Below are 20,175 nucleotides of genomic sequence, written 5' to 3'. Positions count from 1 at the left end.
TACCAGCGGAGCATGCCAAGCACGGCCGCAATCCTCGTCATCGATGTTCTCAACACCTTCGACTTCGACGGCGGTGGTGGATTGAAGGAGGCGGTCGCCGACCTCGTTGCGCCGATCGCCTCGCTCCGCCGGCAAGCCGCGGCGAGCGACGTGCCGGTCATCTACGTCAACGACAATTACGGCCGCTGGCACGACGAGCCGAGCGACATCATCGCCTGGATCGGTGAAGGCGGCGGTGCGTCATTCGCGCAGGCGCTGAAGCCCGGCCCGCAGGACTATTTCGTCATCAAGCCCGAATCCTCGGGTTTCTACGCGACCACACTGCCTGCGCTGCTGCCGCGGCTGAACGTCTCGCGGTTGATCCTCGTTGGTGTGGCGGCCGATATCTGCGTGCTCTTCACCGCGGCGGATGCGCACATGCGCGAATATGATCTGTGGGTGCCGCGCGACGCGGTCGCATCGCAGGAGCGCGAGCGATCGCACTGGGCGCTGGAGATCATGGCAAACGGGATGAGCGCAGAGACCTGCTCGACCGCCGATCTTACGCTCGACGCCTGGCTCGCGAGAACGCCGAAGACCACCGCCTCCTGACCCGGTGCAACCAAGCGCGGACATGCCGCGTACCTGCGCGATGAACCGCCTGTCCCCCGATGCCGACGATGCGCGGTACGTCCGTCGATTGTTCCTGACGCTCGGCGTCGCCGCGCTCGCCGCGATCATCTACGCCACCGGCAACCTGCTGATCTTGGCATTCGGCGCGGTGCTCGGCGCGATCGTGATCCATGCCATTGCGGAGATTTACGAGGATCGGCTGCGGCTGCCCTCGCGGCCGGCGCTGGTGCTGGCAATCCTCAGTGTGCTGGCGATGATCGGGCTGCTGGGCTGGCTGTTCGGGGTCGAGTTCCGCGCGCAGGCCAATGCGCTCGTCACGCGGCTGCCCGGCGTGCTGAACCAGATCGGCGGGCAGCTGGCGCAGTCGCCGGTCGGCGCGAAGGTGGTCGATGCGGTGCGCGCCGCCTTCGCCGGGAGCCGGATCGCGCAGGACATCGGCGGGCTCGCCGAGGGCGCGGGGCGCTTCGCGCTTAACGCCTTGCTGGTGCTGGTCGGTGCGATCTTCTTTGCGGTCGATCCCAAGGTGTACGAGCGCGGCTTCCTGCTGCTGATGCCGCCCTCGAAGCGCGCGGTGATGGAGGATGCGCTGCTCGACACCGCATCGACACTGCGGCTGTGGCTGCGCGCGCAGCTCATCCAGATGACCACGATGGGCGTGCTCGTCGGGCTCGGGCTGTGGTGGGTCGGCGTTCCGTCTGCGGCGGTGCTCGGCCTGCTGACCGGGATCAGCGAATTCATCCCCTATGTCGGGCCGCTCGCCGCAATGGTGCCCGCGCTCGGGCTGGCGGCGACGCAATCGGTCAGCCACGTGCTGTGGACGGTCGGCGTGTTCGCTGCCGTCCGCGTGGTGCAGACCAATTTCATCACGCCGTTCGTCACCAGCCGGGTGATCGCCATCCCGCCCGCGGTGTCGCTGTTCGCGATCCTCGGCATCGGCGCGGTGTTCGGCCTGTTTGGGCTTTTCTTCTCGGCTGCGATCCTGGTGGTGATCTACACGCTCGTGCGCAGCCTGTACCTGCGCGACACGCTGGGCGAGGATATTCCACGCCGCCGTCACCGCACTTTGTTCACCGCCGCCGGCACACCGCGCGACTCGGCAGAAAAGCTGGATTAATCTCTAATTAACCTTTTGCGTTCAGATGTCGTTTGGTTAATGAATCGCTTGGGGCGCCCCTGTTCGGAGGGGGTGCGCTCGCAAACGGGGGAAAGACGCATGCGGGTGCTGTTGATCGAGGACGAGCCGACGACCGCGAAAGCGATCGAACTGATGCTCGGTGCCGAAGGCTTCAACGTCTATTCGACCGACCTTGGCGAGGAGGGCTTGGACCTCGGCAAGCTGTACGATTACGACATCATCCTGCTCGATCTGAACCTGCCGGATATGCACGGCTATGACGTGCTCAAACGCCTGCGCGTCGCCCGCGTGTCGACGCCGGTGCTGATCCTGTCGGGCGTCAACGAGATGGATTCGAAGATCCGCAGCTTCGGCTTCGGCGCCGACGATTACGTGACCAAGCCGTTCCACCGCGAGGAACTGGTCGCGCGCATCCACGCCGTCGTCCGCCGCTCGAAGGGCCATTCGCAGTCGGTGATCAAGACCGGCAAGCTGGCGGTGAACCTCGACGCTAAGACGGTCGAAGTCGATGGCGCGCGTGTCCATCTGACCGGCAAGGAATATGCGATGCTGGAGCTGCTGTCGCTCCGCAAGGGCACGACGCTGACGAAGGAGATGTTCCTCAACCATCTCTATGGCGGCATGGACGAGCCCGAACTCAAGATCATCGACGTCTTCATCTGCAAGCTGCGCAAGAAGCTGAGCATGGCATGCGAAGGCGAGAACTACATCGAAACCGTCTGGGGTCGCGGCTATGTGCTGCGCGAACCCGACGAGGTGGCCGCCAAGGTCGCCTGACGAACTCCCGGCGTATCGGGGAGAAGGCCGCGGCATCCGGGGGGGTGCCGCGGCCTTTCCGTGTCCGGCTCCTCCCCGCGGGCACCGGTGCATGATGGTGGAGGCCGTCGCGACTGGCGATGTCGCCCCTGCAACCCACAAACTCACCGTGAGGGAGCGGCTCCCGCCCAATAGCCGAGCTCCGTGCTCAGTTCGTTATCGACGTAGAGCCGATATTCGTGGCTGCGTTTTCGACGTCCTGCCGTATGCTCGCGCAATGTCGAGCGTGCGACGGATCGTGATCGCTGCCACAGGCGCACTCCTTGCCACCGGGAGTGCATTTGCTTGTGAACCTATCGGTTACGCTGACGACAAGCAGAGGCTGCAGGCTGCACTGGAACAACTTAACCACGCGACGGCTGCGATCGACGGTGTGGTAGTAAAGGACGGCGGATATGAAGTGGGGGCAGTCTCCATCGTCCGACCGACGCGGGTTTGGTTTGGGCCTCGGCAGGCCGAGTATCGTGTTCAGAAAACGACTATGTGCGATGCTGACCTGAGTAGAGGCGAGCGGATCAGAATACTTCTGTTCGAGGCTCCAGTCTCGACGAGTTTGATGGACCGTATCTATCGTAAATTTTCGAAGCGAACGCTTAGCTACGCGGCTTCAGGTTTCTCGGACTTTAGCTGGGCAATGCAATACGCAGTAATGAGAAAAGCCGTTTGGCGGCGCGCGGGTTTGCAAACCGGAGGCCGCTAACCACCAACATTCCCGTTCGGATCTCCCCTGCCAACCAACCCCGCGAGATGGTCCCGCAGCGCCGCCGCGTTCGCGTCCCAAGTAAACCCCCGCGCGCAGTCGCGCGTCGCCGCGGCAGCGGGCGGCGCATCCAGCAACTCCCCGATTCTCCCCGCAAACGCCCCCGGTTCGCGCGCCACGATCCGCCCCGCGGCGGGCCCGGTCACCACCTCCGCCGCGCCCCCCGCGTCCGTGATCACGATCGGTGTGCCGCACGCCAACGCCTCGACCCAGGCGTTCGCCAACCCCTCGGAGGACGACGCGAGCGCCATCACGTCGGCCGCGGCGATCAGCTGCGGCAGATCGTCGTGCGGCACTGATCCCAGCAGCCGCACCCGCGCGCCGGTCTGCGCGATCAGCGCCTCCAGCGCTGGTCGCGCCGGCCCCTCGCCCGCGATCAGCAGCGTCGCGCCGGGCACATGCGCGATCGCCTCGATTACGATGTCATGCCCCTTGCGCGGGATCAGCGCGCCGACCGACACGATTAGCGGTCCATCAACGCCGAGCCGAGCCTTGGCCGCCACGCGATCGATCGGCACGAAGCGGTCGAGGTCGACCCCGGTGTGATGGACGCGAATCCTGTCGGCCGGGATGCCGAGCGCAGCCATGTCGTCGCGCATCGCCGCCGACACTGCGAGCAGCCCGTCGGCTTCGCGCCCCGCCGCCAGCACCTGCGCCGCGGTCGCCGACGCGCAGCCCCAATGGTGAATATCCGCCCCGCGCGCCTTGATCGATACCGGCACGCCATAGCGCCGGCCCAACGCGACCGCCGCCGGCCCGTCGGGAAAGAAGAACGACGCATCGATCACGTCGAACGCGAACGTCTCGCGCAATCGATCGAGCACCGGCACCAGCGCGCGCGTGAGCGCCGCGACGTGGAACCGCCCCTGCGTCGCCGGCCAGACGGTGAAGCGCGGGCGTATTGCGTCGAGCCCCTTCCACGTCTCGGCCGGCGGGAGCCCGGCGAGCGGGCGGTAATGCGCGTGCCGCCGCAATGGCCACGGCGGCAGGCCCACCGGCGCGACCACGCGCAACTCCACCTCCGCCAGCGCGGCGAGCCCGATCGTCTGCCGCTCGACGAACACGCCGAAGTTCGGCCGCGTCGCATCGGGGAACAAAGAGGATAGCGTCAGCACGCGCAACATGCGGCCGGTGTAGCGGAACGGTGGTTAAGCCTCCGTCATGCAGATCACCCTCACCCTTCCCACGACCCTACGGGTCGCGGGCCCCTTCCCTCTCCCAGCGGGAGAGGGACGGAGCGCCAAAGGCGCGGAAGGGTGAGGGCGATCGAACGCGTGCGGCAAGCACCCTATCGGTCCTCCACCCCCAATGCTAACCAACCTCCATGGCGCATGCGCATCACGGCCACGGGCACGCTCATTCGCATGGCCACGGCCACGATCATCATCACCACGCCGCGCCCGCCACCTGGGATCGCGCCTTCGCGATCGGGATCGCGCTTAACCTCGTCTATGTCGTTGCGGAGGCTTCCGCCGGGCTGTGGACCGGATCGGTCGCGCTGCTCGCCGACGCCGGGCACAATCTGTCCGACGTGCTTGGCCTCGCGGTCGCTTGGGGCGGCGCGGCGCTCGCCCGCACGCCGCCGTCGAAGCGCTTCACGTACGGGCTGAAGGGCTCGACGATCCTCGCCGCACTCGCCAACGCCTTGCTGCTGCTGATGGCGCTAGGCGCAATCGCATTCGAGGCGGTGACCCGGTTCGGCGATCCCGCCCCCGTCCCGGGACTGACGATCTCCGCGGTCGCCGCAGTCGGCATCGTCATCAACGGCGTCACCGCCTGGCTCTTTGCGCGCGGGCGCAAGGGCGACGTCAACATCCGCGGCGCGTATCTCCACATGCTCGGCGATGCGGCGGTGTCGGCCGGCGTGGTGCTTGCCGGCGCCGCGATCTGGGCGACCGGCGCCGGGTGGATCGACCCGGTCGTCAGCCTGGTGATCGCCGGGCTGATCTTCTGGCAGACCTGGGGGCTATTGCGCGAGACGGTGGAGATGAGCCTCGCCGCCGTGCCGCGCGCGATCGATTATGATCGCGTCAGCGAGGCGCTCGCCGCCCTGCCCGGCGTCGCTCACGTCCACGATCTGCACATTTGGCCGATGTCGACCACCGAGCCCGTGCTCACCGCGCACCTGTTGATGCCCGCCGGCCACCCCGGCGACGCCTTCCTGCGTGAGGCACAGGACATGCTCCACCACGACTTCCGCATCGGCCATGCGACGCTGCAGGTGGAAACGGGCGAAGCGCGGTGCGGGCTGGAGCGGGCGGGGGCAGTTTAGGCGGCTGCAAGCGTCTAAATTGCACTGCACCCATTCCTCCCCTGCAAGGGGAGGTGGCAGCGCGGCACGCGCTGACGGAGGGGTGTCGCCCGCTCGATAGCGCGACACCCCTCCACCACTCGCCTGCGGCGAGCGGTCCCCCTACCCTTGCAGGGGAGGATAATCCGGTCGCCTCGACCCTCAGTAAACCCGCGCCACCGCGAACTCGACCGCCTCGACCATCGCGTCCTTCGCCTTGCCGCCGGCGAACGGCCCGATCGCGTCGATCGCTCGCTGGCCATAGTGCCGTGCGCGCGCGATCGTATCGTCGACCGCGCGGCTCGTCCGCACCAGTTCGACCGCGTGCGCGAAATCGTCATCGGTGTCGCGGCGCCCCTCGACGGCATCCTTCCAGAATTTGCGCTCTTCGGCGTTGCCGCGCGCATAGGCGAGGATCACCGGCAGCGTCATCTTGCCCTCGCGGAAATCATCGCCCGCGTCCTTGCCCATCGTGCCCGCGTCGGACGTATAGTCGATCGCGTCATCGACCAGCTGGAAGGCGATGCCGAGGTTGCGGCCATAAGCGTCAAGCGCCGCTTCTTCCGCCTCGGGCCGCTCGGCCACCACCGCGGCAATGCGGCAGGCGGCGGCGAACAGCGCCGCGGTCTTGGCGTTGATGATCTCGAGGTAGCGATCCTCACCTGTATCCACCCGGCGCGCGGCGGTGAGCTGGTTGACCTCGCCCTCCGCGATCACCGCGCTCGCGTTCGACAGGATCTTGAGCACCTTCAGGCTGCCGTCCTCGACCATCAGCTCGAACGCGCGCGAGAACAGAAAATCGCCGACCAGCACGCTCGCCGGATTGCCCCAGATGATGTTCGCGGTGCGCTTGCCGCGCCGCAGATCGGATCCATCGACCACGTCGTCATGCAGCAGGGTTGCGGTGTGGATGAACTCTACCGCCGCGGCCAGCCGATGATGCCGCGCGCCGGGATAGCCCAGCAGCTTCGCGCTCGCGAGCGTAAGCATCGGGCGCATCCGTTTGCCCCCGCCGGCGATCAGATGCCCGGCAAGCTCGGGGATCAACGGGATTTCGGACTGCATGCGACCAAGGATCGCAGCATTCACGAGGTTCATGTCGGCGGCGACGAGCTGGATCATCGGATCCAGCGACGGCTGGCGGCCGGCTAGGCGGTGGACGGTGGCGCTCATCTGCGACACCCTCTACGGACGCGGGCGCAAGGCCGCAACCACGGGGGCCATGGGAGGACACGAATGCCGGACGAGGTGCTGAGGGGCTATCGCAAGAGCATCGACAATATCGACGCCGCGCTCGTCTGCCTGCTCGCCGAGCGCTTCAAGGTGACCCAGGCGGTCGGCCGCTACAAGGCCGAGGCCGGGCTGCCGCCCGCCGATCCGGGCCGCGAGGAGGCGCAGATCGGCCGGTTGCGCGCGCTGGCGGAGGAGGCCGAACTCGATCCCGAGTTCAGCGAGAAATTCCTGCGCTTCATCATCGACGAAGTAATCCGCCACCACGAGCAGCTGCAGGGCTGACTTCTCCTCTTCCCCTCCCGCTTGCGGGAGGGGCACCTTTCTTCTCCCCTCCCGCCTGCGGGAGGGGACGGGGGAGGGCCTGTCCCACCACAATCCGTTCGTCCCGAGCATCGTCGAGGGACATGCCGCGCGGACCACGCCATGGTGTCTCGACTTCGCTCGACACGAACGGCCTTGGCTACTTCCCCGTGAACACCGCTGGCCGCTTCTCCAGAAAGCTCGCCATTCCCTCGCGGAAATCCTGGCTTTGGAACAGCGGCAGCAATTGCAGATACACATGTTGCACATGGGTCTCGAACGTCTCGTCCATGCCCATCCGCATCAGACGCTTCGCCCCCTGCACCGCCATTGGCGCGTTCGCGGCGATTTCCAGTGCGATCTCGCGCGCGCGCGCCGCGACCTGATCCGCCGGCACAACTTCGTTGACGAGGCCTTCCTTCAGGCAATCCGCCGCCGACAGCGTCCGCCCAGTAAAGATGATCTCCGCTGCCTTCGCCCAGCCAAGCATCCGCGGCAGGAACCACGTGCCGCCCGACTCTGGCAGCACGCCGCGCTTCACGAACGCCGCGGCGAGCTTCGCCTCCGCCGCCATCACGCGGATGTCGCAGCCGAGCGCCATGTCCATGCCATAGCCCGCCGCCGAGCCGTTGAGCGCCGCGATCACCGGCTTGTCGAGCGCGTGGAGTACGGTGGGCGGTGTGTTGCGCAGATCGATCGTCGCGCCGAACGTGGCCGAGGACGTCCCGATCCCGTTGCCCGACTGCGCCGCGTTCAGATCGAGCCCGGCGCAGAACGCACGGCCGGTGCCGGTCAGCACGATCACCCGCACCTCGCGATCCGCGCCAGCCTGCACCAGCAGCCGCGTCAGTTCGTCCAGCATCGGCCCGGAGATGGTGTTCATTCGCTCGGGCCGGTTCAGCGTCAGCGTCGCGACGCCGTCGGAAACCTCGTAAGTAACGTCCTCGGCCATAGTCCAACCCTCTTCCGTTTCTCCGTCACCCCGGCCCCGAGCCGGGGTGACGTGCAATCACGCCGCCCGCGCCAGCCGCGATACCGTCGCTTCATACTCCGCCATCGTCTCGTCGAAAATCTGCGCGATCGGCTTCACCTCGTGGATGCGCCCCGCGACTTGCCCCGTCAGCGCGATCCCAGCTTCCAGATCGCCACCGAAATATACCGCCTGCGTATTCGCGAACTCCCCGAAGATGCTGGCCGTGCCTTCCTTCTCGATCCGCGTCGTCCGGTCGGTGCGCAGCGCACGGAGCGCCGGCCCTGGCCCGCTGCGGTTGAGGAATACGGTGTCGGTCGCATCGGCATCGACGATCGCCTGCTTCCAGTTCTCATGCACCGGGCATTCGGTCGACGACAGGATGCGAGTGCCCATCAGCACGCCCTCCGCGCCGAGCGCGAATGCCGCCGCCATCGTCCGTCCGTCCATGATCCCGCCCGCAGCGACCACCGGGACGTCGACCGCCTCGACCACCTGCGGCACCAGCACCATCGTCGACACATCCTTCGGGTTCTTGAACCCACCGCCCTCGCCGCCCTCGACGATCAGCCCATCGACGCCCGCCTCGACCGCGCGCAGCGCACCGGCCAGGCTCGGCACGACGTGAAAGACGGTCAGCCCCGCCGCCTTCAGCATCGCGGTATATTTCATCGGATCGCCTGCTGAGGTGGTGACGAAGCGGATGCCCTGATCGATCACGAACTGGATGATGCCGGGATCGCGGACGAACGCCTGCGCGACGTTCACGCCGAACGGCTTGTCGGTCAGTGCACGCATCTTGACGATCTCGTCGCGCACCGCATCGAGCTCACCTGACGAGGTCTCGATGATCCCCATCCCCCCGGCATTCGACACCGCCGACGACAAATGCGACCGCGCGATCCAGCCCATCGCCGCCTGGATGATCGGCTTCTCGATCCCGAGCATCTCGGTGACGCGCGTCTTGAGTGCCATTCGCCCTCTCCCGATTATTTGAAGATCGGGTTTACACACGCCACTCCTTGGCGCCAGCCCTTTTCAAGCCATGAGTGCGAGCAGCGCGAACGTCGCTAGCCAGTGTGTGCCGGCATAATCGTCGTCGATATGCGCGATGCTGGCGGCAAGATGCTGATCCGCCGCGGTTCGCGCGACGCGCGCGATCGGGTGCATCGGCAATGCTGCCGCGATCGACCGCCAGCACCAGGCGCGGCTGAGATTGAGGCCGTCGAGATGTGCGATCTTGCCGTCGCTGCGGTCGGAAACGGTCGCGGGGGTGAAGAGCGTCGCGGGGGTGCCGTTCACCGCATCGGGCAGGAACGCATCGAACCAGCCGGCGAACTGCGCCCCGCGCACCCGGCTCATCAGCAGCGCCTCGCACAAGGCCGGAGACAGGAACTCGTCCCCGCCCGGTTCCCACGCCTGGCATGCGCGATCCTCGCCGAACCACTCGCGCGTCCGCGCATCGATCAGCTTCACCAGCGCCCGATCATGCGACACCGCCCAATCGCGCGCGAGGACCAGTGCGAAGGCGGTGTTGTAATGCATGCCGACGCGGATCGGATAGGTGAGCTTGGGCAGATGCTGCGTGAAGCGCTCGGCAAACGCGAGCGCCAGCGGCTGGAGCGCCGCGCCCCACGCTGCGTCATGCCGCACCGCCTCGCCATGCAGCGCGAGCGCCCACGCCCAGCCATACGGCCGCTCGAACCCGCCCGCTGACGGCCGCGCGAGAAACGCCACCTCGCCCGCCACCTTGTCAGGCACCAGCATCGCGTCGGCGCGCGCGCGGATGTGCGCCGCCTCCTCCAGATCGGGGAAGAGCCGCGCGATCGTCAGCAACTGCCACCAGCCGTGAACGCAACTGTGCCAGTCGAAACTGCCGTGGAAGATCGGATGCAGCATATGCGGCTCGACCAGATCCTCCGGCCCGCCGAGCACCAGATCGAGCTTATAGGGATAACGCTGCCCGATATGGCTCAACGTAAGTCGCGCGAAGGTGGCAGCGACATCGGCCCGGAGCTTCATGCGACGATCCACCACAAGAGGATGATGTTGAAGGCAAGCAGCGGCAGCGCGGTCGGCACCTGCGCGCGGATCACGCCGTTGGCATCCTTCAGCTCCAGCAGCGCGGCGGGCACCAGATTGAAGTTCGCCGCCATCGGCGTCATCAGCGTGCCGCAGAACCCCGCAAGCATTCCGATCGCCGCCACCGGCGCAGGATCGGCGCCATAGGTCTTCACGAGCAGCGGGATACCGACTGCTGCAGCCATCACCGGGAAGGCGGCAAAGGCATTGCCCATCACCATCGTGAACAATGCCATGCCCAGCCCGAACGCGAGCACCGCGCCAAGCACGCTGCCGCTCGGGATCGCCACACCGACCAGCCCCCCGACCACTTCGCCCACCCCGGCGAGCGCGAACACCGCCCCCAGGCTCGCGAGCATCTGCGGCAACACAGCGGCCCAGCCGATATCGTCCATCAACGCACGCCCGGCGCGGAACGGCTCGGCCGGCGCCGGCCGCAGCCAGGCGTAACAGAGCGCGAGCGCGAGCAGCACGCCGACCGTCAACGCAACGAGCGTCGCCTGCTTAGGATCGAAAACAGTGGGAAATTGCTTGAACACGAACGTCCCGATCAGCGCCATCGCCGGGATGACGAGCGCCGGCACGAACACCATCGCGCTGCGCTCCACGGGTGCCGCCGAGTCCACCCTCCGACGCATCCGCCCGCTCGCCGCGATGCCGACCAACGCCAGCACGAGCACGCCGTTGCCGATATCGCCGAGCCAATCGCCGGCGACGAAGCTCGTCGCAATCAACGCATAGAAGCCGGTGTTCGCCCAGCGCCGCTCCACTGCCGAAAGCCCGGCGAAGGCGAGGAAGACCAGCCCCGCGACGCCATAGACCAGGTTCAGCCCGATCATGCCCGTCGCCCCCGCCGATCAAGCCACCACAGCCGCCCGCCATGCACCACGAACGCCGCGATCGCGGTCGGGATTGCCCATACCGACATCTGCAGCGGCTCGACAAAAATGCCGTATCCTTCCAATACGCCCTTCATCAGCAGGATCGATCCGATCGCAATGAAGATGTCTTCGCCAAAGAACAGCCCGATATTGTCGGTCGCCGCCGCCAGCGCCTTCACCTTCTCGGGATCATGCGCCTCCCCCGCCGCAGCCTCAGCCATCGGCGCAATCAGCGGCCGCACCGTCTGCGCATGCCCCGCGACCGAGGTAAGCCCCAGCGCCGCGGTGACCTGACGAAACCCGAGGTACGCGATCAACAACCGCCCGAGCGTCAGCCCCTTCAGCCCCGCCACCAGCGCCCGCGCCCGCGCCTGCAGCCCATTGCGCTCGAGGAGGCCGATCACCGGCAGCACGATATAGATCGCGGTCACATAGCGCGTATCGTTGAACGCCTTCCCGAACGCCGCGAGGATCGCCAGCGGATCGATCCCCGCCGCCAGCCCGGTAACGAGCGCCGACGCCGCAATGACGAGCATCGGATTGAAGCGCAGCAGAAAGCCGAGCGCGATGATCGCGATGCCGGAAAGGACAAGCATCAGGCGGCGTCGTTCAATCCGTCATCCCGGCCTTGTGCCAAGATCCACTGTGCCGCGTATCCCATTGCGTCAGGTGTGCGGCACGGTGGATGCCGGGACAAGCCCGGCATGACGGCGGCGCGCTAAAAACCCGTTCGTGCCGAGCGAAGTCGAGGCACAAGCCCCAGATGCCTCACCTGGAACTGTCCCTCGACTTTGCTCGGGACGAACGGAGGGGCTTCGCTCAAGCCGGCTGCAACAACCACTCGCGCGCGATCTTGTCCCGCCACACCAGCGGGGCGAGCTGGTGCACGTTGTTGCCCTCGCTATCCACCGCGACCGTCACCGGGAAATCCTGAACCTCGAACTCGTAGATCGCTTCCATCCCGAGATCCGCGAACCCAACGACCTTGCTGCCCTTGATCGCCCGCGCCACCAGATAGGCCGCGCCACCGACCGCCATCAGATATGCCGACTTGCCCTCGCGGATCGCGTCGGTCGCCGCCGGGCCGCGTTCGGCCTTGCCAACCATCGCGAGCAGGCCCTGATCGAGCATCATGCGCGTAAACTTGTCCATCCGCGTCGCGGTCGTGGGTCCAGCCGGCCCGACAACTTCCTCGCCCACTGGATCTACGGGCCCAACATAATAGATCACGCGGCCCGCGAACTCGACCGGCAGCGGCTCGCCCGCATCGAGCATGTCCTTGATCCGCTTGTGCGCCGCATCGCGCCCGGTCAGCATCTTGCCATTGAGCAGCAGCCGATCGCCCTGCTTCCACGACTGCACCACCTCCGGCGTCAGCGCATCCAGATCGACCCGGATCGCGGCCTTGTCGGGCGTCCAGTGAACGTCGGGCCATTCGGCTAGATTGGGCGTCTCAAGGAAAGCCGGCCCAGAACCGTCGAGCGTGAAGTGCGCGTGGCGGGTCGCGGCGCAGTTCGGGATCATCGCCACCGGCTTGCCCGCGGCATGACACGGCGCGTCCTTGATCTTGACGTCAAGGATCGTCGACAGGCCGCCCAGCCCCTGCGCGCCGATGCCCAGCGCGTTGACCTTGTCGAAGATCTCGATCCGCAGCGCCTCGATATCGTTCCGCGGCCCCCGCGCCTTCAGCGGCCCCATGTCGATCGGCTCCATCAGCGCCTGCTTGGCGAGCAGCACGCAATGCTCCGCCGTCCCGCCGATGCCGATCCCGAGCATCCCCGGCGGGCACCAGCCTGCGCCCATCTGCGGCAGCATCTCGAGCACCCAATCGACGATCGAATCGCTCGGGTTCATCATCTTGAACTTGGACTTGTTCTCCGAGCCGCCGCCCTTCGCCGCGACGTCGACCGACACCGTGCTGCCCGGCACCATGTCGACGTGCAGTACGCACGGCGTATTGTCCTTGGTGTTGCGGCGCGTGAAGGCGGGGTCGGCGAGCACCGAGGCGCGCAGCTTGTTCTCCGGGTGGAGGTACGCGCGGCGCACGCCCTCGTCGATCACCTCCTGCATCGATCGGCTGGTATCGTCGAGCCGGCAGTCCATGCCCCATTTGACGAACACGTTGACGATGCCGGTATCCTGGCAGATCGGCCGATGCCCCTCCGCGCACATCCGCGAATTGGTCAGAATCTGCGCGATCGCATCCTTGGCCGCCGGGCCCTGTTCCGCCTCATACGCCTCACCGAGCGCGCGGATGTAATCCATCGGGTGATAGTAACTGATGAACTGGAGCGCATCGGCAACGCTCTCGATCAGGTCTGCGGCGCGGATCGTGGTCATGCACGATTCACTATGGGGTGAAGGCGATCGGTGCAACGGCCGCTAACCCTTTCCCAATGATCGCGGCTTATCGTGGATCAATGGGATCTGTTCGCCGCGTATTGCCTGACCTGCCGCCCACCAAGCCGCGCCTCGGGGTGGCGCTCGGGCTGGCGCCCTCCGACGACGATCGCGCGCACAATGCCGCAGCGGCGCGATTATCCGAGGTGGCGGCGCTGTGGCCGGTGGTGGTCGGCGTGTTGGTGCTCGCCGCAGCGGGACTGATCGGCGCGCTGGCGCTCTGGCACGAACCGACGGCACTAGCGACGACGCTTGGCGCCGCGCTCAGTGTGCTCGGGCTGGCCTGCTGGGGCCTCCTTGCCCTGCCTGCCGCCAGCCAACTCCCGCCGCATCTCCGGATCGGCGCGCTGGCGATTCTCGCGGCGCTGCTCGGCGTCACCTTATCGCTGCTGATGGGCCTATCGCCCGGACTGCCGAGCGGCTCGCTTCGCGTGACAGGGTTCGTGCTCGGCTTCGGCGCGATCGTGCTCACCGCGATTGCGTTGCATGCGGTGCGCGCGGCATCGCTCGCCTTCGCCGCCACGCTCGCCGCGATGGTGCCAATCACCGCCGGCTTCGGGCTAGCCGCAGCGGCGGCTGCGTTACTCGCGGTCGCGCTGGCTGTCGGCGTGTGCCGCGTCGCCTTGCGCGATCACGAGCTTCTCGCCTCGCGCGGCGAGGAGGAGCAGGCCCAGCGCCTCGCCGCACGGCTGGTGCAGGAATATGAAAGCCACGGCACTGGCTGGTTCTGGCAAACCGACCGCGCCGGCAACGTCAGCTACCTGACCGACAAGGTCGCGCGAGAACTCGCCGCGCTCGGCACCCCGGCGATCGGCGAGCGGCTGGTCAACATCTTCCGCGTCGATTCGACGCTGGTCGATACCGAGCGCACGCTGACCTTCCACCTGTCCTCGCGCACCAGCTTCTCGGACTATTCGGTGCGCCCGGCGTTCGAGACCAAGGCGGATCGCTGGTGGTCGATCTCGGGCCGGCCGATGCTTGACGATCTCGGGCGGTTCCAGGGCTTCATCGGCTCGGGTTCCGATCTCACCGAGCGGCGCCGCGCCGATGCCGAGATCAACCGCCTTGCGCTGTTCGACAGCCTCACCGGGCTTGCCAATCGCCAGCGGATGCGGCTCGCGCTCGATCAGACGTTGGCGCCCGCGCAAGGCCCGCGCACGACGACCGGGCTGTTCCTGCTCGATCTCGATCGCTTCAAGACGGTCAACGACACGCTCGGGCATCAGATCGGTGACGAGCTGTTGAAGCAGGTCGCGCAGCGCGTGCAGCGCGCGGTGGGCGACGCCGGCCTCGTCGGTCGGCTGGGCGGCGACGAATTCCAGGTCGTGCTGCCGAGCGAGGGCAACCGCGAGAGCCTCGGCAGCCTGGCGCAGGAAATCATCGCCGCGCTCTCACAGCCTTATTTCATCAAGGGCTCGTCAATCGCGATCGGCTGTTCGATCGGCATCGCGATCGCACCCGAACATGGCGACGACAGCGAGACACTGATCCGCAACGCCGATCTCGCGCTCTATGCCGCCAAGGCGGACGGGCGCGGCATGTACCGTTTCTATCGCGACGAGATGCTGGAGGGCGCGCAGAACCGCAAGCGGTTGGAGGACGACCTTCGGCAGGCGCTGGGAAGCGACCAGTTCCACCTTGCCTATCAGGCGGTCGTTTCGACCGGCGACGCGCGGATCGTCGGCTATGAAGCGCTGCTGCGCTGGGTCCATCCCACCCGCGGCGCGATCAGCCCAGCGGACTTCGTGCCGATCGCCGAGGAATGCGGGCTGATCGACGCGATCGGCGAATGGGTGATGCGCACCGCCTGCGCCGAGGCCGCGCGCTGGCCCGAGAATGTGCGGGTCGCGGTCAACGTCTCGCCGATCCAGTTCGCCAACCCCGCACTGCCGGCGGTGGTGACCAGCGCCATCGCTTCGTCCGGCATCTCCGCCGCGCGGCTCGAACTCGAGATCACCGAAGGAGTGTTCCTTAACGAGGATGCGTCGTCGGATCAGATGTTCAAGGCGTTGAAGGGCATCGGCGTGCGGCTGGCGCTCGACGATTTCGGCACCGGCTATTCGTCGCTTGGCTATCTGAAGAAGGCGCCGTTCGACAAGATCAAGATCGACCAGAGCTTCGTACGCGGCGCGATCGAATCGGGCAATCGCAACGCGGCGATCATCAAGGCGATCGTCACGCTCGCCGACACGCTCGGCATGGAGACGACTGCCGAAGGGGTGGAGCAGCAGGACGAGATCGGGCTGATCCGCGATCTGGGCTGCAGCCATATCCAGGGCTTCGTCTACGGTCGCCCGGCGCGCGCCGAGGACGTGCTGGCACAGCTGATCACGGATGGCGGGCGGATCACCGCCGTCGGCCATCGCGTCAGCCGTGCGAACCGCTCCAAGATGCTGCGCTCGGCGCGGATCGAGATGGGCGACGAAGCCGGCGAAGTCCGCATCCGCAACATTTCCGCGACCGGCGCGATGATCGACGGGGTGGAATTCCCCGACGAGGCGATCGGCGTCGACGTGCAGATCGAACTGCTCGAAAACCAGCTGTTCCCCGCCACCATCCGCTGGGCCGCCGACGGCCGCGCCGGCCTCGAGTTCGCGCAGAACTTCAATCTGGAGCGGCTCAACCAGCCGACGTCGAAGCTCACGCGCAAGGCGGGCTGAGGCGCTCCGCGTTGCGTATATGTATATCGCGCAACGAGCTGGTCACGTCCGGGTCAGCCGAGGTCGGCCAATGACAAATTGTGGCTTGCGTATCATGGCCGCTCCGGGGAAGCAGGACGGGCCTTGTGCTTGACCCGCCCTGCTTCTTCTACACCCGCCTGCAGCAACCGCACGGCGAAGCGCCGATAAGATCGAGCGCGCCTGATTTGGTTTAGGCGCGCAAATCAAGAGCGGAATCAGGCCGCCACGAGCGGCGACTGCCATGCCGGCCGACCAATAAGAATATTTTCGCGGGGCCCCGGGGGCCTTGCAATTCACGAACGCGGCGGAAGTCCGCGCGTCGCTTGACGCGCCGCGTGTGGAACGTGGCGATGCCGCGATGAACCGCAGCCCGCGCAATGCATTACCTGCTTGCCACCGCGCGCCTGCTGCCACAATCAGTAGGGGTTGGAGACGGGGGCGGACCCAATCGCTGGTAGAAGGACCGATGCGACCCTATATCGTGGAGACGGCGTTTTGCGCCGCTTCTTCGCGGCGACGGTCTCATTTTGTTCTCACAGGCAGGGCGGCTCCGGTGTAGGATGGGGGCTCGCCTCCGATTCGAACGAATGAAGAACGAGGAAGCGGTGGCGATGGATTTCAGAGACGCGAGTGAGGCGAACATGGCGACCGACACATTGGAAGCGACGAATGCGACCGGCACGGCCGAGCGCGACAGCAAATCCGTGCGCCAGCAGCCCTATCCGGTCGAGGTCGATCATTCGCGTGACGCGCTCCTCACCGATTTCGGCAAGGACACGCTGAACGATCGCTATCTGCTGCCGGGCGAAAACTATCAGGATCTCTTCGTTCGCGTCGCCAGCGCCTATGCCGACGATGCCGCGCATGCGCAGCGCATCTACGATTACATCTCGCAGCTTTGGTTCATGCCTGCGACGCCGGTGCTGTCGAACGGCGGCACCGGGCGTGGCCTGCCGATCAGCTGCTATCTCAACTCCGTGCCCGATAGCCTCAACGGCATTGTCGATACCTGGAACGAGAACGTCTGGCTCGCCAGTCGCGGCGGCGGGATCGGCACCTATTGGGGCAACGTGCGCGGGATCGGCGAGCCGGTCGGCCTGAACGGCAAGACCAGCGGCATCATCCCGTTCGTGCGCGTGATGGATTCGTTGACGCTCGCGATTAGCCAGGGTTCGCTGCGCCGCGGCTCGGCGGCCTGCTATCTCGACGTGTCGCACCCCGAGATCGAAGAGTTCCTCGAGATCCGCAAGCCATCGGGCGATTTCAACCGCAAGGCGCTCAATCTGCACCACGGCGTGCTGATCCCCGACGCCTTCATGGAAGCCGTCCGTGACGGCGCCGAATGGCAGCTCAAGAGCCCCAAGGACGGCACTGTACGCGCCACGCTCGACGCGCGCTCGCTGTTCCAGAAGCTGGTCGAGACGCGGCTCGCGACGGGCGAGCCGTACATCGTCTTCGCCGATCACGTGAACAAGAACATGCCCAAGCATCACCGCGATCTTGGCCTCAAGGTCTCGACCTCGAATCTGTGCAGCGAGATCACGCTGCCGACCGGCCGCGACCATCTCGGCAACGATCGCACCGCGGTCTGCTGCCTCTCCTCGCTCAATCTCGAGACGTGGGATCAGTGGAAGGACGACAAGCGCTTCGTCGAAGACGTGATGCGCTTCCTCGACAATGTGCTGCAGGATTACATCGACCGCCACGAACCCGGCATGGAACGCGCCGCGTACAGCGCGGGCCGCGAGCGGTCGGTCGGCCTTGGCGTCATGGGCTTCCACTCCTTCCTCCAGGCGCGCGGCCTGCCGATGGAAGGCGCGATGGCGAAGAGCTGGAACCTCAAGATGTTCAAGCAGATCAGCAGCCAGGTGAACGAAGCCTCGATGCAGCTCGCTATCGAGCGCGGCCCCTGCCCCGACGCCGCCGACATGGGCGTGATGGAGCGGTTCAGCTGCAAGATGGCAATTGCCCCGACCGCGTCGATCAGCATCATCTGCGGCGGCACCAGCGCGTGCATCGAGCCGATCCCGGCGAACATCTACACCCACAAGACGCTCTCGGGCAGCTTCTCGGTGAAGAACCCGTATCTCGAGAAACTGCTGATCGAAAAGGCGAAGAATTCCGACGCTGTGTGGAATTCGATCCTCGAACAGGGCGGCTCGGTCCAGCATCTCGATTTCCTCAGCGCCGAGGAAAAGGATTGTTACAAGACGAGCTTCGAGATCGACCAGCGCTGGCTGCTCGAACTCGCCGGCGATCGCACGCCGTATATCGATCAGGCGCAGTCGCTGAACCTGTTCATCCCCGCCGACGTCGAGAAGTGGGATCTGCTGATGCTCCACTTCCGCGCGTGGGAGCTGGGGATCAAGTCGCTGTATTATCTGCGCTCGAAGAGTGTTCAGCGGGCTGGGTTCGCGGGCGGGGTCGAGGCGGATAATACGCTCGAGAAGCCGAAATATGAGTTCGCGACGACCGATTATGACGAGTGTCTCGCCTGCCAATAACGCAGAGTTAGCCGGCGACGGCTGATGATGTGGCCGAGGATAGGTCATGACAAACACGCCCCCTCACCCTTCCGCGCCTGCGGCGCTCCCTCCCTCTCCCACAGGGGGAGAGGGAAGTGACGCGCCAACTCCCTCTCCCCTTGTGGGAGAGGGAAGGGGCCTGCATGCGCAGCGCGTGGGAAGGGTGAGGGGCAATGAAGAAGGCCTGACCAAGCGCCAGCGCCTGCCCGCTAATACCGTGAACCGCTCGCGCGAACTGCGGCAAGCAATGGGCAAACCGGAACGCCGCTTATGGCGCGCACTGCACGAAGCATGCCCGGACGCGCGCTTTCGCCGCCAGGTGCCGCTAGGCCGCTATTACGCCGACTTCTGCTCGCACGGCGCCAAGCTGATAATCGAAGTCGACGGCGACGATCACGCGACTCGCGAACAACAAGACGCCCGCCGCACCCGTTTCCTCGAAACCGAAGGCTATCGCGTGATCCGCTTCTCCAATCGCGACGTCATCGAGAACATTGACGGCGTCGTTGCGGCAGTCACGCAGGCACTAACGCAAAAGGCACCCCTGATGGACGGCCCCCTCACCCTCCCACTGCCTGCGGCAGCGGGCCCCTCCCTCTCCCACAAGGGGAGAGGGAAAGCGGTTTCACGCGTCCTCTTCGAACATGTCGACCGCGTTCTGCGCCGTGGCCGACAGCCGCACCGTATCGCCCTCGATCGCTGCCACGAGGCCGGCCGGCAGGTAATGATGCTTGCCGCCAGTCCCATCTTCAGTCGATGGGCTATCGGTCTTGGTCAGCTTGATCCGCTCGCCATCGATATGATCAACCGTGCCGACATGGACGCCATCGGCACCGATGACCGTCATATGCTCTTTGATGTTGCTGTGATCGTGCATCGTCAGTCTCCTGGTCGGTTCGGCAACACAACGACACATGCGGGCTTTGGATGCATCGGAGGGATCGCATGATGCGCGTCTTCAACCGGGCAGGCATCGTCGCGATCGCGCTCCTCCTTGCCGCCTGCGCGCGCCAGGTTCCGTCCGCGGTCAACCAGGCCGCCGCCACCCCCGGCTTCCTGCTCGGCCTATGGCACGGCTTCATCTTTCCGGTCGCCTGGGTGGCAAGCGTCGTGATGCCGGACGTCGCCATCTATGCCGTGCCGAACAACGGCGGCTGGTACGATTTCGGCTATTTCGTCGGCATCGTCTTCCTCGGCGTCGGCGCGCGGAGCACGCGAACCGTCTATGTCAGCCGGCGCGTTCGGCGATGAGCTGGCAGATCCTTGCCATGTACGCGGTCGCGCTGGTGTTCGCGCTGCTCGGCGCGGGGCTGCTGCTCGCGCTCGCCCGGCCGCGGAGCGATGGCCAGATCTACGCGTTTCGCATGATCGGTATCATGGCGCTCGCGGGCGGCATCGTCCTCGCGATGAGCGCCACTGCCATGGTGCGGTGGAGCGCCGAGGGATGATTCCGAGCCCCATTGCAACATGCTCAAGACTCACGAATTCTC

The 20,175-nt window shown here is 66.2% G+C and carries 18 protein-coding genes and 1 pseudogene; 10 read left to right on the top strand and 9 right to left on the bottom strand.

Features of this window, described 5'->3' with window-relative positions; genetic code table 11:
- Window positions 1–12 precede the first annotated feature (12 nt).
- The 3 genes from LLW23_RS15365 (at window position 13) to ctrA (ending at window position 2,524) form a co-directional block, all read left to right on the top strand.
- A complete protein-coding gene (locus tag LLW23_RS15365) occupies window positions 13–591 on the top strand; it encodes an isochorismatase family cysteine hydrolase (protein ID WP_228946366.1) in 579 nt (192 codons plus the stop codon).
- 22 nt (window positions 592–613) lie between these two features.
- Complete coding sequence (locus LLW23_RS15360; protein ID WP_333473776.1) at window positions 614–1,726, top strand: AI-2E family transporter; 1,113 nt, start codon at window positions 614–616, stop codon at window positions 1,724–1,726.
- A 99-nt stretch (window positions 1,727–1,825) separates the two neighbouring features.
- Entirely contained in the window at window positions 1,826–2,524 is a 699-nt protein-coding gene (ctrA, locus tag LLW23_RS15355) for a response regulator transcription factor CtrA (RefSeq protein WP_228946365.1), read from the top strand.
- Window positions 2,525–3,259: 735 nt separating this feature from the next.
- Here the strand turns inward: ctrA and LLW23_RS15350 are convergent.
- Window positions 3,260–4,447 carry a glycosyltransferase gene (locus LLW23_RS15350; RefSeq protein ID WP_228946364.1) on the bottom strand — a complete coding sequence of 396 codons (1,188 nt, stop codon included), beginning with the start codon at window positions 4,445–4,447 and terminating at the stop codon, window positions 3,260–3,262.
- 200 nt (window positions 4,448–4,647) lie between these two features.
- Between LLW23_RS15350 and LLW23_RS15345 the strand changes: the two genes are divergently transcribed.
- The gene (locus LLW23_RS15345; RefSeq protein ID WP_228946363.1) at window positions 4,648–5,595 is read left to right on the top strand and encodes a cation diffusion facilitator family transporter; all 948 of its coding nucleotides are present in this window, start codon (window positions 4,648–4,650) and stop codon (window positions 5,593–5,595) included.
- Window positions 5,596–5,775: 180 nt separating this feature from the next.
- Here LLW23_RS15345 and LLW23_RS15340 read toward each other — a convergent pair whose 3' ends face one another.
- Window positions 5,776–6,786, bottom strand: a complete 1,011-nt coding sequence (locus tag LLW23_RS15340; protein WP_228946362.1) for a polyprenyl synthetase family protein — start codon at window positions 6,784–6,786, stop codon at window positions 5,776–5,778.
- A gap of 63 nt (window positions 6,787–6,849) precedes the next feature.
- On the opposite strand from LLW23_RS15340, the gene LLW23_RS15335 reads away from it, so the two are divergent.
- On the top strand, window positions 6,850–7,128 hold the full coding sequence (locus tag LLW23_RS15335) for a chorismate mutase (RefSeq protein WP_228946361.1): 279 nt from the start codon (window positions 6,850–6,852) through the stop codon (window positions 7,126–7,128).
- A gap of 178 nt (window positions 7,129–7,306) precedes the next feature.
- On the opposite strand, the gene LLW23_RS15330 is transcribed toward LLW23_RS15335, so the two are convergent.
- The 6 genes from LLW23_RS15330 to LLW23_RS15305 all read right to left on the bottom strand — a co-directional run bounded on the left by LLW23_RS15330 (window position 7,307) and on the right by LLW23_RS15305 (window position 13,419).
- Window positions 7,307–8,098 carry an enoyl-CoA hydratase/isomerase family protein gene (locus LLW23_RS15330; RefSeq protein ID WP_228946360.1) on the bottom strand — a complete coding sequence of 264 codons (792 nt, stop codon included), beginning with the start codon at window positions 8,096–8,098 and terminating at the stop codon, window positions 7,307–7,309.
- A 57-nt stretch (window positions 8,099–8,155) separates the two neighbouring features.
- Window positions 8,156–9,091, bottom strand: a complete 936-nt coding sequence (locus LLW23_RS15325) for an NAD(P)H-dependent flavin oxidoreductase (RefSeq protein WP_228946359.1) — start codon at window positions 9,089–9,091, stop codon at window positions 8,156–8,158.
- A gap of 63 nt (window positions 9,092–9,154) precedes the next feature.
- Window positions 9,155–10,138 carry a DUF2891 domain-containing protein gene (locus LLW23_RS15320; RefSeq protein WP_228946358.1) on the bottom strand — a complete coding sequence of 328 codons (984 nt, stop codon included), beginning with the start codon at window positions 10,136–10,138 and terminating at the stop codon, window positions 9,155–9,157.
- The gene (locus tag LLW23_RS15315; RefSeq protein ID WP_228946357.1) at window positions 10,135–11,037 is read right to left on the bottom strand and encodes a DUF979 domain-containing protein; all 903 of its coding nucleotides are present in this window, start codon (window positions 11,035–11,037) and stop codon (window positions 10,135–10,137) included. Before LLW23_RS15315 ends, LLW23_RS15320 begins: the two co-directional genes overlap by 4 nt.
- Complete coding sequence (locus tag LLW23_RS15310) at window positions 11,034–11,675, bottom strand: DUF969 domain-containing protein (protein WP_228946356.1); 642 nt, start codon at window positions 11,673–11,675, stop codon at window positions 11,034–11,036. The genes LLW23_RS15315 and LLW23_RS15310 overlap by 4 nt, the downstream gene beginning before the upstream one ends.
- Before the next feature lie 223 nt (window positions 11,676–11,898).
- Entirely contained in the window at window positions 11,899–13,419 is a 1,521-nt protein-coding gene (locus LLW23_RS15305) for a fumarate hydratase (protein ID WP_228946355.1), read from the bottom strand.
- An 80-nt stretch (window positions 13,420–13,499) separates the two neighbouring features.
- On the opposite strand from LLW23_RS15305, the gene LLW23_RS15300 reads away from it, so the two are divergent.
- From LLW23_RS15300 to LLW23_RS17630, 3 genes and pseudogenes are all read left to right on the top strand, one after another.
- Window positions 13,500–16,139: an EAL domain-containing protein gene (locus tag LLW23_RS15300; protein ID WP_228946354.1), complete on the top strand. Its 2,640-nt coding sequence runs from the start codon at window positions 13,500–13,502 to the stop codon at window positions 16,137–16,139.
- Window positions 16,140–16,771: 632 nt separating this feature from the next.
- Window positions 16,772–18,664 carry a ribonucleoside-diphosphate reductase subunit alpha gene (locus tag LLW23_RS15295; RefSeq protein ID WP_228948603.1) on the top strand — a complete coding sequence of 631 codons (1,893 nt, stop codon included), beginning with the start codon at window positions 16,772–16,774 and terminating at the stop codon, window positions 18,662–18,664.
- A gap of 46 nt (window positions 18,665–18,710) precedes the next feature.
- Window positions 18,711–19,154: pseudogene (locus LLW23_RS17630) on the top strand (endonuclease domain-containing protein); the annotation flags it as partial.
- A gap of 156 nt (window positions 19,155–19,310) precedes the next feature.
- Here the strand turns inward: LLW23_RS17630 and LLW23_RS15285 are convergent.
- A complete protein-coding gene (locus tag LLW23_RS15285) occupies window positions 19,311–19,562 on the bottom strand; it encodes a DUF2171 domain-containing protein (RefSeq protein WP_228948602.1) in 252 nt (83 codons plus the stop codon).
- Window positions 19,563–19,630: 68 nt separating this feature from the next.
- On the opposite strand from LLW23_RS15285, the gene LLW23_RS15280 reads away from it, so the two are divergent.
- Together LLW23_RS15280 and LLW23_RS15275 are read left to right on the top strand one after the other, a co-directional pair.
- The gene (locus LLW23_RS15280; protein WP_228946353.1) at window positions 19,631–19,936 is read left to right on the top strand and encodes a hypothetical protein; all 306 of its coding nucleotides are present in this window, start codon (window positions 19,631–19,633) and stop codon (window positions 19,934–19,936) included.
- On the top strand, window positions 19,933–20,133 hold the full coding sequence (locus tag LLW23_RS15275; protein ID WP_228946352.1) for a hypothetical protein: 201 nt from the start codon (window positions 19,933–19,935) through the stop codon (window positions 20,131–20,133). The genes LLW23_RS15280 and LLW23_RS15275 overlap by 4 nt, the downstream gene beginning before the upstream one ends.
- Window positions 20,134–20,175: the final 42 nt, after the last annotated feature.

This window comes from Sphingomonas radiodurans, from assembly GCF_020866845.1.
GTDB classification, from domain to species: Bacteria; Pseudomonadota; Alphaproteobacteria; order Sphingomonadales; family Sphingomonadaceae; genus Sphingomonas; species Sphingomonas radiodurans.
This window is presented reverse-complemented; position numbering and strand designations above follow the sequence as displayed.

Bases quoted from the DNA above. Each gene is read 5' to 3' on its own strand.
- LLW23_RS15365 (WP_228946366.1), top strand. From the start codon at position 13: ATGCCAAGCACGGCCGCAATCCTCGTCATCGATGTTCTCAACACCTTC.
- LLW23_RS15320 (WP_228946358.1), bottom strand. From the start codon at position 10,138: ATGAAGCTCCGGGCCGATGTCGCTGCCACCTTCGCGCGACTTACGTTG.
- LLW23_RS15285 (WP_228948602.1), bottom strand. From the start codon at position 19,562: ATGCACGATCACAGCAACATCAAAGAGCATATGACGGTCATCGGTGCC.
- LLW23_RS15360 (WP_333473776.1), top strand. From the start codon at position 614: ATGCCGCGTACCTGCGCGATGAACCGCCTGTCCCCCGATGCCGACGAT.
- LLW23_RS15350 (WP_228946364.1), bottom strand. From the start codon at position 4,447: ATGTTGCGCGTGCTGACGCTATCCTCTTTGTTCCCCGATGCGACGCGG.
- LLW23_RS15345 (WP_228946363.1), top strand. From the start codon at position 4,648: ATGGCGCATGCGCATCACGGCCACGGGCACGCTCATTCGCATGGCCAC.
- ctrA (WP_228946365.1), top strand. From the start codon at position 1,826: ATGCGGGTGCTGTTGATCGAGGACGAGCCGACGACCGCGAAAGCGATC.
- LLW23_RS15340 (WP_228946362.1), bottom strand. From the start codon at position 6,786: ATGAGCGCCACCGTCCACCGCCTAGCCGGCCGCCAGCCGTCGCTGGAT.
- LLW23_RS15330 (WP_228946360.1), bottom strand. From the start codon at position 8,098: ATGGCCGAGGACGTTACTTACGAGGTTTCCGACGGCGTCGCGACGCTG.
- LLW23_RS15325 (WP_228946359.1), bottom strand. From the start codon at position 9,091: ATGGCACTCAAGACGCGCGTCACCGAGATGCTCGGGATCGAGAAGCCG.
- LLW23_RS15310 (WP_228946356.1), bottom strand. From the start codon at position 11,675: ATGCTTGTCCTTTCCGGCATCGCGATCATCGCGCTCGGCTTTCTGCTG.
- LLW23_RS15305 (WP_228946355.1), bottom strand. From the start codon at position 13,419: ATGACCACGATCCGCGCCGCAGACCTGATCGAGAGCGTTGCCGATGCG.
- LLW23_RS15295 (WP_228948603.1), top strand. From the start codon at position 16,772: ATGGATTTCAGAGACGCGAGTGAGGCGAACATGGCGACCGACACATTG.
- LLW23_RS15280 (WP_228946353.1), top strand. From the start codon at position 19,631: ATGATGCGCGTCTTCAACCGGGCAGGCATCGTCGCGATCGCGCTCCTC.
- LLW23_RS15335 (WP_228946361.1), top strand. From the start codon at position 6,850: ATGCCGGACGAGGTGCTGAGGGGCTATCGCAAGAGCATCGACAATATC.
- LLW23_RS15275 (WP_228946352.1), top strand. From the start codon at position 19,933: ATGAGCTGGCAGATCCTTGCCATGTACGCGGTCGCGCTGGTGTTCGCG.
- LLW23_RS15315 (WP_228946357.1), bottom strand. From the start codon at position 11,037: ATGATCGGGCTGAACCTGGTCTATGGCGTCGCGGGGCTGGTCTTCCTC.
- LLW23_RS15300 (WP_228946354.1), top strand. From the start codon at position 13,500: ATGGGATCTGTTCGCCGCGTATTGCCTGACCTGCCGCCCACCAAGCCG.